Source organism: Bifidobacterium sp. B4081 (genome assembly GCF_026537335.1).
Classification (GTDB): domain Bacteria; phylum Actinomycetota; class Actinomycetes; order Actinomycetales; family Bifidobacteriaceae; genus Bombiscardovia.
This window is the reverse complement of sequence record NZ_JAFNMM010000001.1, coordinates 458,528-472,471: the sequence shown is the minus strand read 5'-3', so window position 1 is coordinate 472,471 and position 13,944 is coordinate 458,528. Positions and strand designations below refer to the sequence as shown.

At 49.9% G+C, this 13,944-nt stretch carries 13 protein-coding genes and 1 tRNA gene; 5 read left to right on the top strand and 9 right to left on the bottom strand.

The window, feature by feature from the left end; genetic code table 11:
- Positions 1-95 precede the first annotated feature (95 nt).
- The 3 genes from J3T92_RS02050 to J3T92_RS02040 are packed head-to-tail and all read right to left on the bottom strand — an operon-like array spanning position 96 to position 1,439.
- Positions 96-332, bottom strand: coding sequence for a hypothetical protein (locus tag J3T92_RS02050; protein WP_267399470.1), 237 nt, complete (start codon positions 330-332; stop codon positions 96-98).
- Positions 329-1,090, bottom strand: coding sequence for a phage antirepressor KilAC domain-containing protein (locus J3T92_RS02045; RefSeq protein ID WP_267399469.1), 762 nt, complete (start codon positions 1,088-1,090; stop codon positions 329-331). Before J3T92_RS02045 ends, J3T92_RS02050 begins: the two co-directional genes overlap by 4 nt.
- Complete coding sequence (locus J3T92_RS02040) at positions 1,083-1,439, bottom strand: hypothetical protein (RefSeq protein ID WP_267399468.1); 357 nt, start codon at positions 1,437-1,439, stop codon at positions 1,083-1,085. The genes J3T92_RS02045 and J3T92_RS02040 overlap by 8 nt, the downstream gene beginning before the upstream one ends.
- A 69-nt stretch (positions 1,440-1,508) precedes the next feature.
- Between J3T92_RS02040 and J3T92_RS02035 the strand changes: the two genes are divergently transcribed.
- The 4 genes from J3T92_RS02035 (at position 1,509) to J3T92_RS02020 (ending at position 3,494) form a co-directional block, all read left to right on the top strand.
- Positions 1,509-1,907 (top strand): hypothetical protein, encoded by a 399-nt coding sequence (locus J3T92_RS02035; RefSeq protein ID WP_267399467.1) that lies wholly within the window; start codon positions 1,509-1,511, stop codon positions 1,905-1,907.
- Between the two features lie 873 nt (positions 1,908-2,780).
- Positions 2,781-3,137, top strand: a complete 357-nt coding sequence (locus J3T92_RS02030; protein ID WP_267399466.1) for a hypothetical protein — start codon at positions 2,781-2,783, stop codon at positions 3,135-3,137.
- Entirely contained in the window at positions 3,134-3,334 is a 201-nt protein-coding gene (locus J3T92_RS02025) for a hypothetical protein (RefSeq protein WP_267399464.1), read from the top strand. Before J3T92_RS02030 ends, J3T92_RS02025 begins: the two co-directional genes overlap by 4 nt.
- Before the next feature lie 63 nt (positions 3,335-3,397).
- Positions 3,398-3,494: transfer RNA gene (locus J3T92_RS02020), tRNA-Glu, on the top strand.
- A 710-nt stretch (positions 3,495-4,204) separates the two neighbouring features.
- Here the strand turns inward: J3T92_RS02020 and J3T92_RS02015 are convergent.
- The 4 genes from J3T92_RS02015 to J3T92_RS02000 form a co-directional block, all read right to left on the bottom strand.
- Positions 4,205-5,824 carry a glycoside hydrolase family 43 protein gene (locus J3T92_RS02015; protein ID WP_267400225.1) on the bottom strand — a complete coding sequence of 540 codons (1,620 nt, stop codon included), beginning with the start codon at positions 5,822-5,824 and terminating at the stop codon, positions 4,205-4,207.
- Between the two features lie 90 nt (positions 5,825-5,914).
- Positions 5,915-6,796: a carbohydrate ABC transporter permease gene (locus J3T92_RS02010; RefSeq protein WP_051354081.1), complete on the bottom strand. Its 882-nt coding sequence runs from the start codon at positions 6,794-6,796 to the stop codon at positions 5,915-5,917.
- A gap of 47 nt (positions 6,797-6,843) precedes the next feature.
- Positions 6,844-7,770: a carbohydrate ABC transporter permease gene (locus J3T92_RS02005; RefSeq protein WP_267399463.1), complete on the bottom strand. Its 927-nt coding sequence runs from the start codon at positions 7,768-7,770 to the stop codon at positions 6,844-6,846.
- A gap of 116 nt (positions 7,771-7,886) precedes the next feature.
- Complete coding sequence (locus J3T92_RS02000) at positions 7,887-9,167, bottom strand: ABC transporter substrate-binding protein (RefSeq protein WP_267400224.1); 1,281 nt, start codon at positions 9,165-9,167, stop codon at positions 7,887-7,889.
- Positions 9,168-9,529: 362 nt separating this feature from the next.
- Between J3T92_RS02000 and J3T92_RS01995 the strand changes: the two genes are divergently transcribed.
- Complete coding sequence (locus J3T92_RS01995) at positions 9,530-10,549, top strand: LacI family DNA-binding transcriptional regulator (RefSeq protein WP_267399462.1); 1,020 nt, start codon at positions 9,530-9,532, stop codon at positions 10,547-10,549.
- 425 nt (positions 10,550-10,974) lie between these two features.
- Here the strand turns inward: J3T92_RS01995 and J3T92_RS01990 are convergent, their stop codons facing one another.
- Positions 10,975-12,939, bottom strand: coding sequence for an elongation factor G (locus J3T92_RS01990; protein ID WP_267399460.1), 1,965 nt, complete (start codon positions 12,937-12,939; stop codon positions 10,975-10,977).
- 128 nt (positions 12,940-13,067) lie between these two features.
- Positions 13,068-13,889 carry a tRNA (guanine(46)-N(7))-methyltransferase TrmB gene (gene trmB / locus J3T92_RS01985; RefSeq protein ID WP_267399458.1) on the bottom strand — a complete coding sequence of 274 codons (822 nt, stop codon included), beginning with the start codon at positions 13,887-13,889 and terminating at the stop codon, positions 13,068-13,070.
- Positions 13,890-13,944 lie beyond the last annotated feature (55 nt).

The window sequence follows — 13,944 nt, the reverse complement described above, 5'->3', positions numbered from 1 at the left end:
ATCATCAGGAGTCAACAGGGGCATCACACCCACCCCCCAGCCCATAGAGGGCACGAGTCGCCGGGTCAAGACGCTCCAAATCAAGCAAAGCAAGCTCAGTCGGCGAGTACTGGCACATCCCACTCACCTCCCGGCTCATCCGGGGCGGCAGCAGCCCAGGCCCGCACATCGTCAGCTCGTAATTTTGCGAGCTGCGTGTCAAAATACTTGGCCGGCAGATCCTTATCGAGCACAGCCTGGCGTATCCGCTTCAGTGGGATGTTCATCACCGCCGATGCCTGGGGTATCGACCAGTATTCCGCGCTTTTCAGCTCTTCGATGCTCCTGCTCATGCGGCCACCCCCATGTCTTTCTGGTCGAGGAAGCGGCTGATGAAGTACGCCTGCCCCTTGCCGGTGACTTTGGGGGTCTTGTTGATGGTGGTATGCCCGTCCGAATGCACGACGGTCGTCTCCTTGACCCTGAACAGGCCAAGCTCCATGGACTTCTGCGTCGGCATGTTCTTAGCACTGCCGGACTTCATCAGATACCCGTGCTCGCGCATCCAGGCGAACAGCCTGGTAGCACCGGTGTCCACACCGTTGCCCTTGAGGATCTTCGCCAGGTCGCCCACGAGTATGTCCGTATGCGAGGCAGTGACCGCATCCGCGAACAGCACCTTCGGCCGTTGCCGGCCAAGCTGCTCCTCCTGCTCACGGACCTTTGACTGAAGCCAGCGCATGGACGCCAAGGCCATCTGCTCGGGAGTCATACGCTCCTGCCCCAGCATGTAGCCCCCATGCATGCGGATCGAAGGCAACACCTCATGCGTCACCCAGCGTTGGAAATCATGGGCCTGCGGTTTATCCGACCGGAGGATGATCTTGTACAAGCCAGACTCATTGACGATGTTGGACTCTCCTGACAAGCCGCCTAGATTGAATCTAGTCACCTCATCCTGGTCCAATCGCTTCGCCACATCTGTGGCGTTTTTGACACCTAGGACGTCGCACACATCCTTGAGCACCCACCAGGTCTGCCCCGTCTCAAACGTGAGCGTACGAACCCTATGCCCTTTGAAATCAAAGGGCTGTATAATATCTTTAGACATAGGCTGTCCTTTTAGCTGCTGTCGTGGCTCCCGAAGCAGCGGGAGCCTTTTCCTTTTCTTTTTTTGCAGCCTCGGCAAGGAGAGCAACCGGGTCTGAGCCGATGGCATCGGCTATCCCGATAAAGGCATCCATAGGCATCGTCTCTCTTGATAGACGCCTGCCGATGGTCTGCCTGTCAACTCCAAGCATTTGTGCAATCTGAGTCATGCTCTTATCGGACATAAGGACTTCTGCGCGCAAGAGACGAATAGCAGCGCGAGAGAGGTCTTTTTGATCGATTATTGCACTTGCAATCTGAGGCATAACATCAGCATAAAGTGTTTTCCGAATTATTGCAAGTGCAATCAAATAATTGCTCTTGCAATCTTTTTGGGCTATAGTGAAGTCATGCCAAGTAGAAGCTACCCATGGTCGTCAATGGACTACGCTGCATCTCTCGCAATTGCAGAGATGATGTCAGCCAGCCACGCAACACTCAACGACATAGTCGATAAATCCAGCGGTCAGCTGAGATACAACCGCGTAAGAGACCTAGTCAACGCTGAAAAAGCTCCAGTTAGAATCAGCGAGTTTGCTCTCATCTGTGAGATACTCGGCTACTCGCCGATCGAGCAATTCGCCAAGGTCTGCCAAGATGCCGAGAACATCCAAAACGGATACATCACCCCTGAATGGAAAGACAAGGAAGGACGGCCGAGATCTTTGACATCCGAAGAACTCCAACGGCCGCCATTCCTGCATGACGAACTTATCGACCTATTCACTCAAGTAAGAGAGAATCCCAGCCTTGAAATTAGCGCAACAAAAAAACAATAGCCAGGACAGTGTGTTTATTCTTCGCCGGCTAGCCTCAATGCTTCAGTTGTCACCGATACGCTCCCATGCGGATCGATGCTGACTATCTTCTTTATTCCGACCCCCATCAGAGCAAGCGCCTTCGTAGACGGGCATGCATTTCCGCAAGGATCCATATAGACCAAACCCTGGGTGACGAGATGGGACGTTATTTTTTCGCTGTGCTCATCGCCATTACACACACGCAGTATTACATTGGCTTCGTTGGCTGTATACAATTCAGTTCCTATCTATGTGTCTTACGTTTTGTGCCTATCCCGGCGCACTGATCCCCAAAACCCGTGTAGACTACATAGCAGCACCTCCTTTCAGGTGTCTACTTCTAGGGGAGCCGATCACTTGGCGGTGGGTGGCTTCCCTTTTTTATGCCCTGTAGAGCCCTTCTCTGGGCTTCACTCGAACATTTGTTCGAATGCTTTAAAGATACGACGGGACACGATAAGTGTCAATTTGGTCCGTATATGCCTGATGGGCTGATCGCATTTTCGCGAGTCTGCGGTAGTGCACCGAGATCTGGCTCCTAGGTCATGCCGTCTGCGAGGCGGCTCTTATTTGTGACTTGCACCACTGTACCCGACCCGCGCGAGATGACAAAACGTTACATCAGTTGATATCATTGCAGTTTCGACCCATAAAACAATCCTTGGCAAACGTTGTGCCAACTAGGGTCAAACGATTGCCAAATAAGGCAAGAAACGTCTTATTTCACGTATTGGTCACATACCATGTTCGCTACACCTGAACAATCCAGCATTCTCCCAGCTGACTATGCAATTCGGCCGCTCCTGATAATCTGCTGGTAGTCACCGAAGACGCAAGGGAAGGATAAATGAAATGGGACTATTCGGCGGTAACCAGGATGCGCAGGAGCGCTATTACAATCTCCCTGTCAGCACTGTGTACAACGGGATGAAGGGAATGCTGGAAGAGTCAAGCCGCTTCGCCCTCAAGCACGCCGACGATCTGTCCTGCACCTGCACTTTCAACACGGGCATCAGCATGACAACATGGGGCGAGAAGATGACGGCGGTCGTCTCCCCAAGCGGGGACGGCGCGAAGGTCAACGTCACCGTGGCCGCGAAGATTGGCGGCAACGCCATATGGCAGGGTTCCAAGAACGCGAAGAACCTCACTACCTTCTTCGACAGCCTTTCCAAGTACTTGCAATCGCACATGGGGCAGCAACAATGAAGTTCGGCATGCGCACGCCCAGCCCCAAGCGCTCGTTCAAGGCACGAACCACGGGCAAGTGGAAGAGGCAGGCGAAGAAGGCCCTCATCCCCGGATACGGAAAGAAGGGCATGGGGTGGATACGGAACCCCAGGAAAGCCGCCTACAACAAGATCTACCGGAAGACCACGTTCAGCATCTGGGACCTGCTCAAGTAAGGCAAATCAGCAGCCCCGCATTGGCGGGGCTTTTTTCATGGGAAAATAGTACACTGTTTGTACACACCTGGAGTATTATCATGAATCATGAGAATGGTTTACATAGTGCCGCCGTCAGACTTTCAATCTGACAGCGAGAGTTCGACTCTCTCCGGGGGTACAAGTTTTACGGCATATCCCTGTTGAGAGAATAAAAGCTGTAACCACAAGCTTCATGAACTGTTACGTACTTGAATAATCACAGAAAACGTCACTGTTTTGGGTCTCATCGCAAAAGATCAGATTGGGTCGCACGCAGACTGAAGATCTGCCTTGGCATGTAAAGCAGCCAACCTCAAAACACTCCAGCACAATTACCTTCACGACAGAAGACAACTCTTTGCCACGCTTTTGCATAGAACCTCACGTCAGCTGCCTAAGCGGCGCGGATCATATTCTGATTTCAAGTTCTTTTTAGCAAGGCAATACATGATTTTCTATAAAAAATTTTGATCCAAAATTACATAGTCAGCTAATGAAAACCTCAACTGCGGCAATGTGTCCAAAATACATGTATTTGCAGCAACCACGTTAATAGTCGATAAACATATGCTGAACCATATGTTTATCGACTTGTATATCTAAAACTCTGCCTATTGGAGACTTAACCGGACTCTCTTTCGACAATTCCATTCCCTATAGGAAGTTTGGTCTAGCGACTCGGCTTTCATTCTGCAAGCCATTAATAGACACCATATAGTTCACATTTTTTAATATCACTTACAATAAAAGGCCTCCATCACAACACCTATCGCAAGGGTAAAACACCTTGTCTTGGTGACGTCCAGCTGCAAAAGACTGACTCAGCGATAAGGAGGCTAAATCGTCCTTTCAATCAACATCCCAACTTTTATAGTCGTAATAATCAAAATGTGCCTCGCGCCTATATCCTCCGAGATCGACACAAGCCAAGCCAGAAAAAGCCCCAGTGAAGAAACCCCCAGAGGACTGAGCAACATAATCATCCGACAGAATTCGAGCATCCAAAACACATGGCAACGAAACGAATCGATGACCATCAAATGAATATTCATACCGATACATATCGGTATCAACCTGGGTGCGCAGCCACACTGATTGAACCTGTTGGGGCACTATTATGCTCCTGTCATGCAGGAAGGAATGATAACGACCTCTGTTGCACTCAGAGATTTCAATTACTTTGCAACCGCGCTCTTCATCCCAAGTTAGGTAGATCCAAGACCAAAAGTGATCATTGTAATAATTGGTCAGGCCCGCCATCTGCATATAGGAGTGGGGGTTGAACTCGACTTTTGTCTCAGCAGTAAAGTTAAACGCGTCCCAGCGTCGAGCAATCATGGCAAGTTCATCCCTGCTGGTTAAGGATTGACCACCCTTTAGTCGTAAACAGCCATCGCCTACATATCCCATTTTTTCGGAAAATGGTACACGACATGTATTCCATACTTGGTTTAGCTCTGAAAGTTGAAAATCGTCGTGAAACCTGTTGGATGGCTGGCTCTCCGTACTTGGTTCTACCGGAGGATCGACATACCGTTGACCGGCTTGGCCGCCTACGATATAAGGCCACCCATCATCTGTCCACTCCAGCTTCTGTATTGAGGTCTCTCTGCCAAGAGTGCACCATCCTCTAACTCCGTTCACCGGATCTTGCGGACGATGCCATGGACGAGCACAAAGAGACGCATAATACCACTGGCCATCAGAGGTATCTACCAACGAACCATGCCCTTGTTTCTGCAAGTAAGATTCGGGAGTTAAATAGTTCCCTAGCAGTGGGTTATTCGGCATCGCCTCGAACGATAGCGCATCAAGACTTCGTGAGCGAGCCACGGATTCCTGATGTTCATAGCCGGTACCTCCTTCGGCCGCGAAAAGATAATAATAGTCTCCGATCCGATATAGGTGCGGTCCTTCAGTGACTTTTACCTTGCTGCCTTTCCAGATTATCCGCTCGGTTTCAGGCATTAATTTCATCGTGCCCTTATCGAACTCAGTCAGAGTTATTCCGTTGAAGGCATGATGATAATCCCGAAAGTCCCATGTCTGCTGCACCAAATACTTGCAATCCCCGTCGTGGAAAAGACTAGGGTCGAAGCCAACGCCGTTTAACCTGATGGGGTCTGACCATGGTCCACGTATATTTTCAGCGGTAACGAGATAATTGGTGCAATCCTTAAAGGCCCCTTCAACTTGTTTGACATCAGTAAAAATAAGCCAAAATACCCCGTCATTGTATGAAAGGTCCGGCGCCCAGACACCTCCAGATGCACATGTTCCCTTCATATCAAGTTGACTCACCCTGTTCAACGGACTGGGCAACAATGCCCAGTTAACCATATCATGTGATTCATATAGTCGTACGCCTGGCCACCATTCAAAGGTGGATGTGGCTATATAATATGTTTCACCAACTCGGATAATCGAAGGATCAGGATTAAAACCCCTGAGCACAGGATTAGAAATCATCTTTGACATTGCTTCATCACTCCCCCGCCTGGTAACGTACTTCCCCATTGGTCTTTAATCTCACTTTATGTCTTTCCACCGCTTACGCCATCAACCCTTGATCGCCCCGGTCAAGCCTCCGACAATCCTTTTTTGGAAGAAAGTAAAGCACAATAATGCCGGAATCATAGACATTGAGGTAAAAGCCAGAACCTTGGCTGTATCCACGGAATACTGAGAGCTGAACATCTGGACTCCGAGCGGCAGCGTATACCTGTGCGGGTCATTAATCAGAAAGAGCGGAAGCATGTAGTTATTCCAGCTGTTGACAAAAGCCAAAATTCCGGTTGTAGCTACACCAGGCATGGATAGGGGCACAATCATGCGCCAGAAGAACCCCATCCGCGAGCAGCCGTCCAAGGCAGCAGCTTCCTCCAACTCCTGAGGGATGGACTTAAGGAATGGGACCAGAATAATAATCGTAGTCGGCAAGGCAAAAGCGATCTCAGGCAATACCAAACCAAAAATTGAATTCACCAGCCCAAGAGCCTTAATAAGCAAGTAAAGAGGGGTAATTGCAACCGTCATTGGAAACATCAGACCTGCAGCGAAAAGTGAATACATCAATCCTGCATACCTGAATCGATACCGCGCAATGACAAAACTGACCATAAGGCCAAGCGCTACCGTGCCAATTGTTGTTAGCAACGCCACGAGCAAGGAATTGACGAGTTGTTGCCAAAAAGTCCCGGATTCCAAAACGCTCGTGTAATTCGAAACAACCCAAGGGTTAGGCAGCCCTGAGGGATCTTGAGTTATTTGAGCATTGGTTCGAAAACCACCGAAGATGATATACAGCACCGGCCCAACACAGATTCCGACAAGCACGAGGGAAAGAAAATAGACTACAGGGTTACCCCAAGGAGTCGACGCACGTTCCCCCTTCCACCGCTGCAATATTTCAAAACGACTACCACCCTTATGATTTGACATTTTCCAGTTCCTTCCCAACAAAACTCAATAGCATCAGCAGTACGTCTTCATTTAGACTCTGTTAGCCCGCCCTCAAGATCCTTGCTGAGTACGAATTTTTGGTAAAGCAAGGCCACTAGCAGAGAAATCAGAAAGATAATCACCGCTATGGCGTTGCCATATCCGTAATTTGATGCAAGTCGCCCCTCGCGCACCATATAAGTAGCCATAGTCGACGTCCCGGCAGTATCGGAAACGTACTGTCCCCAAATGATGTAGACCAAATCGAAGAGCTGCATAGAACCTATAATGGAAAGGAAAGCGGCAATCCTCACAGTTGGAGCCAGCAAAGGCAATGTAATACTGCGTTGCATCTGCCAAAAATCTGCACCATCAACAGCTGCGGCTTCATATAACTCTTCTGGGATAGATTGAAGTCCTGCCAGCATCAGGATGACGTAAAAACCGACATACTTCCAAGAGATAACAAAGAGCAAAGTCCACATGGCGATTTTCGGGTTGGCAATCCAATCGGCTCCAGCAAGTCCCAGCTTGGCTAAGACTGCATTTACAGCTCCCTTACTTTGGAGCATCAAGCTCCAACCAGTTCCGACAATTACCTCGGAAATCACATAGGGGACAAATATCAAAGTCCGTATTAACCCCCTCCCCTTGAACTTTTGATTGAGTAGCAGTGCAAAGAGTATGGCAAGCGGTATTTGAATGATCAAAGACATCACGGCAATAAAGAAGTTGTGGCCAACTGCCTTTTGAAAGACCGGATCTTTGAGAATAAGAACAAAATTATCAATACCGATAAATTGTCCGTTGCTGGATGGCGAGCCGAAACCTTTCCACTTGAAGAGTCCGTAATACACCGCCATAAAAACGGGGAATATGACGAAACCAAGGAAGATAATGATTGCCGGAGTTGACAGGAGGGTTATTTCCACTCTCTCACGCCTGGACTTTGTGATTGCATTAGGATCACGCATTGGTTATGCGAACCCCCTTACTTGTAATAGTCTGATTCATACGATGCTTATGCGCGTTGCCTGTAAGACCATGGGTGATGCTGCCAGATGACGGCATCACCCATGAAACCTGATGCTTAACCTTTTTGAGCTGCTTGATCTGTTGCCTTGACGATATCCTTTGGCCCGCCCTTACCAGAGAGCATATTGACCACGCCGGTATTCAACGCATTACCGACATTCTGTCCGAATTGCGTATCAAGCCAAAGAGACATGGAAGACGCCTTAGCATACACAGCCAAGACTTCTTGCAGAGTCGGATTATCAACAGCGCTCCTCGCATCCTTAGCCGCAGGAATAGACGAGAAAGCTTTGTAGTACTCCTCTTGGTTATCCTTATTCACTATAAAGTCAAGGAAGTCTACACATTCTTTAGGCGCGTTGACCGAGCACGCGTATCCGTCGCTACCGCCCATCATGGCTGATTGATCACCTGCTCCACCAGACACCTCAGGAAACGCAAAGAATCCTAAATCATCCATTTTCCCATTGGGTGCTAGATCCATCATATTCATAGGCTCCCAGCTTCCCATCAGCTCCATCGCAGCTTTATGATTGGCCAAGAGGCCAGCCGAAGAATTGGCTCCTTGTGCTGCAGAGGTCGTCAGGAATCCCTCATTAAAGGGAGTTGTCTTGGCGAGGTCATCAAGATCTTGGCCAGCCTTAGTCCAACATTTATCTTCAAATTTTTTCGTTTTGACAGTCGAATTGAAGGTAGCCGGTGCACACTCACGCAAAGCAAACCAGTACCAATAGTGAGCAGCCGGCCAAGCATCTTTGGCGCCCAAAGCGATTGGGGGAATACCAGCGTCCTTCAGTTTCTGTACAGCTTGGCTGAACTCAGCCATGTTGGCAGGAGGCTGTTCTATACCTGCCTGTTTGAAGAGATCCCTGGAATAGAAGAAGCCCCCAGGGGAAAGCATAACCGGCACGCCATATTGCTTGCCATGGACCTTTTGAACAGACAGGGTATCGCTGAGACGTGACTGTACCGATTTAGACAACTTATCGCTCAGGTCCATGACCTGACCGGCTTCAACCATGTCGGACAATTTCTGACCGCCCCTAGACAAAAAGACATCTGGCGCAGAATTGGAATCCTGCATGGCTGTTTGCAGTTTACCATCATAATCTTCTGTCTGAATTGCTTGTACCTTCACTGTCACATTGGGATGCTTCTTCTCGAACTTACGAGCGAGATTTTCCTGATATGCTTTGCCTGATGCAGTCGTGGAAATATGCCAGAAATGTAATGTGACCTTGCCATCTTTACCCGCATGATCCGAACCTCCACAAGCTCCAAGTGAAAGAACGGTTACGCAAGTCAGTAAAGCCGCTCCAATTGTTTTTACTCTCATCATGCTCCCCTTAAACGGGGATCCTTTCCTGATCAAACGACACTGTTCACGATCGGTTACTTCATACCTTTGTATTGTTCCGCAACTCAGCTAGAACAATCACTCCCGCCTGCTTCCCCCAAAACAGCCCTAGGGATACCAGCCCGTTCACCACTTCCTTTCGAAAAGATTACCGAAAAAACCATTTCTTTTCGGTACTTGACAATATAACCATTAACAAGGTTGTTGTCAAAACGATGATTTACTTAGTTTCTGAGCAGATATCAATAAAAACTCAGCGCAGCAGCCTATTTCACTAAACGAAAGTTTCGAGTATACTGGAATGTGACCATTTGAAGCGTCTTTGTGGGGGCTGTTTCGACATGCTTAAGGAAAATGCTGCCAATACAACGGTACAGTTGTCTGACATCGCTGCAAAAACCGGTTTTTCACTCTCTACGGTTTCCAAGGTACTTAATGGACGAAGTGATGTTTCGGGAAAAACACGCAAAATCATAACAGAAGCCATAGAAACATATGGATACCACCGCAGGGTCCGTTCCTCCAAGAATCGCAAGCTGATTGAAGTAGTTTTTCAAAAATTCGACAGTCTCTGGTGCCTAGAAATACTACGTGGCATCCTCACCGAAGCCCAGGCTCACAGTCTGAGTGTGATCACTACAGAAAGCGGAGATGAAACGCACCCTGACTCATCCTGGGTCAATGGCGTGATCCACAGACAGCCTCTCGGCGTTATTCTGATTTTTTCTAATCTAACTGTTAAAGAGACCAAGCTCCTGTACTCATACAACATTAACTATCTGACGTTAGACCCATCAGGTACTCCTTCACCCGATAACATGTCTGTTCAAGCCGACAATTGGACTGGCGGCGTCATAGCAACCAGACATCTTCTGGATCTAGGACACAAACGCATCGGCATTATCACCGGGCCCAATCAGATGATGTGCTCAAGGGCTCGTTTTGATGGATATAAGGCTGCATTAAACGAGCATGGGATTCCGCTAGATAGGAAGCTTGTAAGAGAAGGAGATTTCACTACTCAATGTGGGTACCGGGAGGCTCTGAGCCTACTGAAAGAGCCGAACCCTCCCACTGCTATTTTTGGTGGCTGTGACCTGCAGAGTATGGGCGTTTACGAGGCAGCCAGAAGAATGAGGATACGGATTCCAGAAGACCTATCAGTTGTCGGTTTCGACGACATCCAGACCTCCGCTTTTATGGGACCAGCCATGACCACTGTTCACCAACCGTTACAGGAGATGGCCGTTATGGCCACGAACATGCTTATCGACAAAGAAAAAGGCACCATAACTAATAATCAAGTTGTACTACCGACCAGTCTGAAAGTAAGAAACAGCACAGCGCCTGTCGACGCATAACCGCGATAAAGGTACGAATGCAAGTTTAAACAATAATCTATCGCCGGAATCTACCATGTAGTTGTAAAAATCATATCCTTCTAGCGCTACTTCCGAATTAATGCGCACCGTTTTTCAATTCTTATAAATTTATCTATCGCCCGGATTTTTAAACATCACAAGCAACCAATATATGTTGCAAGCACATCAGTAAAACATTACCAATGCCGGTTGCACCTGTGAGGTTAGCATTGATGATAGCCGTAATTTAGCCATTTTTTGCCGCGATCCGCGGCAGTCTTTGAAACAACAATTCAGCTTTTCAGTATCTGAATATAACCCACATCTCTAGCAGGGTGCATAGATACCAAATTCAGGCGAATTGAACGATAAATACGGCTATTAATCAATAGGGGTTGCTGTTCCAGCCCGCATTTATTAACACATCAATGCCCAGCCATGCTTGGCAAATGCATGAAATCCTCCACGCGGTTCCATTTGACCGTATACCCAGCGCCATGAGAGCAGAAGACCGAATCTGGGGTATTGTCCAGATCAGCCTCAGGGTCGTAACCTATGTCAGCCACCACCGCATCCTGATCATGGCAGGGTCGGTACCCATCCACCGAGCATGACAGATGACCCTGACCATGAGTGTAAGCACTGAGACGAATGGCATAGTCACGCATATACGAGACCGGCGCCCGCCCCTCCAGATCTACAATGTCATGTGAACCATGAGGGGATCCCAGCTGACCGCCCATCCTAGCTATGTCGGACATGGCATGCCCCAGAGACTCACGTGGCAGACACAAACGGAACCAATACCAGGGCTCAAGTAAAAGACTCCGGGCTTTCATCAGTCCCTGTCGAATTGCCCGGTAGGTAGCCTGTCTAAAATCACCACCCTCGGTGTGTTTCAAGTGTGCACGCCCATCCAGCAGAGTGATCCGCATGTCTGTGATAGGCGATCCGGTCAGCACTCCAAGGTGTTCCTTCTCTTGTAGATGAGTCATGATCAAACGCTGCCAGTTTCCGTCAAGCCGATCACGACTGCATGAGCTTGCGAAGCTCAGGCCGGAGCCCAATTCAGTAGGTTCCAGCAGCAGGTGGACCTCAGCATAGTGACGGAGGGGCTCAAAATGCCCTACCCCCTCCACAGGAGCCTGGATGGTCTCCCTGTAGAGGATCTCGCCCTGATTAAAGTCCACTTCCAGTCCAAAACGACGACGGAGCTCCTCACGGATCACCTCCAGCTCGACCGGACCCATGATCTGTAACTGGATCTGCTGCAACTGCGGCACCCAGGACACATGCAGCATAGGTTCCTCATCCTGCAAAAGCTTCAGGGCCTCCAGAATCCTGTGCAAGTTCTGATTCTGGGACCTTACAGCGTAAGTAAGCACAGGCTCCAAGGCCGGCCTGCCCAAGTCCGGCTCTACACCCAGACCCTCCCCAGGATAGGTCATCTCCAGCCCGGTTGCGGCTACAATATCTCCTGCATGCGCCATGTTCGTCAGCAGATAGCCCTCGCCCGAATAAAGACGCAGCTGATCAATACGTCCACCATTACCATCCGTCTTTCCCGCGGCTTTTTGATAATTGAGCAAGTCATCCATCGGGGTTTTGACTGGAAGATTGCCTCCTGTCACTTTCAGCCAGGTTAGCCGACTATGACTGCGGTCATGAGAAACACGATAGACACGAGCGCCAAATTGCTTGTTGTATTTCGGTGTTCTAGTCAAGGTTTCCAAACCATCAAGCAGGGCGTCAATTCCTTCAAGATGCAAGGCTGAGCCCCGGAATGCCGGAAAGAGCAGTCGCCGGGCCACGAGGCTCTTCAAGGTCTGCTTGCTCAGATAGCCTGCCTCCAGATACTCGTCCATGGCGCCCTCATCCAACAGTGCCAGGTCCTCCGGATCAGCTGCCTCTGGCCCATCTCCGAACTCTAGGCAACCAGGCGACCAGTGCTGTCGGCAGGCCTCTAAAAGAGCCCCCGGATCGGCGCCTGGTGCATCCGTCTTGTTAACAAAGAGAAAGGTCGGTATGCCATGGGCATCCAAGAGTCGCCAGAGAGTGTCGGTATAACCTTCCGGACCCATTCGTGCATCCATTACTAGAATCACATAGTCCAGCACTGACAGGGCCCGTTCCATACCAGCAGCGAAATCCACATGCCCAGGAGTGTCCAAGATGGTCAAATCCAGATCCCGATATCGAAGTCTTGCTGGCTTGACCATAATGGTGATCCCTCGGTGGCGTTCGGTCTCGTCAGTGTCCAGAAAGGCGTCCCCATGATCCACTCTGCCAAGCCGCCTGATATTTCCTGCGCGGTAAAGCATGGCTTCGGACAATGTGGTCTTGCCAGCGTCTACATGAGCCAGCAACCCAACCACAAGCCTCTTAGCCATACCCAACTCCTCTCCGATCAGTTGCTCGGTCCGGTTTTACCTTACTCGTCAGGATCCATGCGCCCGATTAGATCCTATTGCTGATTCGGCAACGGGTTGAAGGCCAGCGCCCGGTGATCTTCCAGTGGTCATCCCACTGCCACCGCCTGGTAGGTTAAGTCGTGGATGGTTCTGCCGGCCTGCATACCTTTGCGCTCGAAATTGGTGACGATACGACCCTCGAACCGCTTCGACTCGACAAAGTCCCCATGAGGCATATCTTCAGCCATGGCGGCCGTCCCTTTGCCCACATGGCCCAGAGGCAGCCTAACTGTTCTATTGCCCAAATTGCGCAGACCCGGATGGTTATCCAGCACCTCGTGTATATGCAGGGCATAGTCCTCAATGTCTGTGGCTATTCGCCAGAGCCCTCCCACTTGCAGGCATGACACCACCGCATCGGCCAGGGCAGGTTGGATCAACCGACGTTTGTGATGCTTGGTTTTAGGCCAGGGATCGGGAAAGAAAGTCCAGAGCTCGTCGACCAGGTTCACAGCCAAATGCTCTAACAGATCCGGGGCATTTACCTGGGCCAACCTCAGGTTGGTCAACCCCTCCTTGCCGGCCATAAGCATAGTGTGGGCCAGACCGGGACGGTAAACTTCCAAAGCCAAGTAGTTACGCTCAGGATGCCTACGGGCGGCGGCCACGACGTTCTCGCCCTGGCCGGATCCGATTTCCACGGTCAGCGGCGCTCGTCGTCCCCAAATTCGATCAGCCGCCTCCTGATCCAGTTGCAAATTCTGAGCCACCGACAAGGGGGATCCTTCCCCCCTCGGCAGGTCCAACATGTAAATGCCGGAATAGCGCCTCCAGGCAGCTTCCAGACGGGAACTGAGCCTGCCGGAACGCAAGACGTATGAGACAATGGTCCTTCGATTGGATTTCTGTGGTTGCTCAGTATTTTTCACCCTTCATGTATATCCTAAATTCGGCTGTCTTATGGACTGTGACGTGTTCGTCTCC